The sequence below is a fragment of the Anabaena sp. UHCC 0399 genome (assembly GCF_034931465.1).
In the GTDB taxonomy this organism is placed as follows: Bacteria; Cyanobacteriota; Cyanobacteriia; order Cyanobacteriales; family Nostocaceae; genus Trichormus; species Trichormus minutissimus.
Genome location: NZ_JAYGGZ010000117.1, coordinates 1 through 2,326 on the forward strand (window position 1 = coordinate 1; position 2,326 = coordinate 2,326).

At 40.7% G+C, this 2,326-nt stretch carries 3 protein-coding genes; 2 read left to right on the forward strand and 1 reads right to left on the reverse strand.

Going from position 1 to position 2,326, the window contains the following annotated elements; all coding sequences use genetic code 11:
- The coding region (locus VB693_RS28955; RefSeq protein ID WP_323269286.1) for a hypothetical protein at positions 1–1,153 on the forward strand (1,153 nt) is incomplete at its 5' end.
- 339 nt (positions 1,154–1,492) lie between these two features.
- Positions 1,493–1,765: a hypothetical protein gene (locus VB693_RS28960; RefSeq protein ID WP_323269287.1), complete on the forward strand. Its 273-nt coding sequence runs from the start codon at positions 1,493–1,495 to the stop codon at positions 1,763–1,765.
- Between the two features lie 4 nt (positions 1,766–1,769).
- Here VB693_RS28960 and VB693_RS28965 read toward each other — a convergent pair whose 3' ends face one another.
- A complete protein-coding gene (locus tag VB693_RS28965) occupies positions 1,770–2,117 on the reverse strand; it encodes a hypothetical protein (RefSeq protein WP_323269288.1) in 348 nt (115 codons plus the stop codon).
- Between the last annotated feature and the right edge of the window lie 209 nt (positions 2,118–2,326).

Here is a 2,326-nt window from a genome sequence, read left to right on the forward strand (position 1 = left end):
AGGTTTTTTTTATCATCTCACTCAGCAACTTACACAAGTAGACGATCAAGTTTATTTTCTGGAACGACAAAATTCCAGTAGCTCCCAGAGTTTGAAAAAAAGCGGAGAAATTGCGATAGCGAAGCGCTGCTGCGTTCGCGGAGCGTCTCGCAGAGAAGCGCAGATCGCAACTAACGAAACTATCAAATATTTCCCCACCGCTAAAATCCTAAAACCTGACCTTCTTAGCTGCTATAAGTTAGGTTTTTTGCCAGAAATAGTCCTTATTTGTCCTAATCCCGACCAACTTTTAAGCATCATTAGCACTGTTGTCGAATTACTCATCCTCATATCCGAACAAGGAGAACTATCACAACCAGAACTACCATTTCCCTACCTTGTTTTATCTTCCAACGGCATTTACTTTCAACGCTTCCGGCAAATATTCATTGAAAAGATCGAAGAAGCTACTCTATTCGGTCGTTTAGCCGACCTTTGGCCTGATATTATGCCTCGAATCGTCTCCCGATTTTTACGAGGAGTCACAATTCAAACTGGTGTACGGGAAGGTAGCGAAGGTAACACAATTTACCGACCAGGACCTAGAGGCAGAACCCAAATCACTGGCGGAGACATCACCTCACGAGAACGTTGTTGTGAGATTTTAGCCGGAAAGGGAGCATGGTTTGAACTTGCCGCCAACATTTCTCCTACCCGTATAGAATTTGATAAAGCCCTAGCTAACCTCAGCACTAATTTACTAGGGCAATTAATGTCAATCGATGCTCAAGGTAAGTTTAAGGTTTTAACAATCGGTGAAATATTAGCAAATTCTCATCAACCCGAAATCCGCGAATTAGCTTCCCATGTATTTAAAGTCGGACAAATGATTAAGGTTTACGGAAAAGATGAAAATTTCGAGGTAATTCTCGATCAATTGATGGAAACCTGTCATGCTCATGAATCTCATATTCCCTCTAGCTTACAATGGGTAGACACCAAAATACGTCTCTTAACCTTAGAACCTGAAATGACACCCACAGAAGCTTGGTTGCTCGAACCATTAATTCGCTATGCAAAAGCCTCTGAACTTGAAGATAGTGTTAATTATTTTGAAAGCTTGAAAAATCAACTAATAGAAAAACTCACCCTCGCAACAAACAGAAATCGTTAATTATTTGACACTCCCCTCGCTCAAGCCGTTCCGTTAAAACCATATTTGAACGAAAAAACACGGCGTATTTGGGCAGCAATTTCAGTAGATACGTGATTAAATACCAGCTACTCTCTAAGGAGTTTGTAATACTGTCACCAAATTTATTTGATACTCTTTAAAGTTGTTTTCAATACGTATACATTCATTTTCCCACGCCCCAACCCCGTTACTAGGAATTACAACCCATGTGAGTATGCCTTTCAATATAGTCTTTACCACTCTAATCTCAGCAATTAGATACTGGGAATGAGATTTACCTGAATGTTTCAATATATTAAATAATTGCGATTAAAAGTGATGGAAAATACATTAGTTGATAAAACATTCCGTGATAGCAATGGCAATGTTGTCATAGCTCAAATGCCTAATCTACCGCTTATTATTTGGATAGTAACCAGTGTACTTGCTCTAATTTTTACAACTGGCAAAATCAATACAGTGTTAGAGGTAGTGGCAAATGGCTCATTATTTACTTGGGCATGGATGGAATTATTTCAAGGCGTTAATTATTTTCGCAGATCACTAGGTCTTGTTGTATTGATTGGTATTATCGCATCAAAAATTATCTAGTTTGCTATGCGTCTAAATACTCTGCCACTGCTGCCAAATCTTCCATTGCCCGATTCAGGCGATTTAGCAAAGCTTCGGCTACTTCCGGTTGATCGCTGATGATTTCTAGTTTTTCTTTGAGGTGACGGTCTAGGGCTTCTATCCACAATGATAATTGTGTGTGACGAACGACTGTGAGTAGTCCCATATTTCTTAACACAGCCAAATGAAACCCCAGTTGGTTTTGTCCACCGTAGCCCAGGTATCCGCTCCACAGTTCCAACTTTTCTGGAGTAAATTCTTCATATTGGTCAAAGGTAATACCCGCCGGCTCTAGTTGGGGTTGTGGCAGTGGAGGTTGAGGGTTAGTCATAGTAAGACACCTGCTAATTTTGCTTGATTAGACCATCATCTAATGGGGTGGTAAAGTCCATTGTCACTCCTGCGCCACGCAACAGAACCTGGATCTCTCGATCTACACCACCTTTCAAAGTCTTTGGGAGTCTGGGTACTTTGCTCTCGCTCCAAAGTAGGCAAATCGACACCCAATCTTTTAGCTAGATTTTCTCCCTGATATGCTTC

Excerpts from the sequence above, each read along its gene's own strand:
- VB693_RS28960 (WP_323269287.1), top strand. The coding sequence starts at position 1,493 with ATGGAAAATACATTAGTTGATAAAACATTCCGTGATAGCAATGGCAAT.
- VB693_RS28965 (WP_323269288.1), bottom strand. The coding sequence starts at position 2,117 with ATGACTAACCCTCAACCTCCACTGCCACAACCCCAACTAGAGCCGGCG.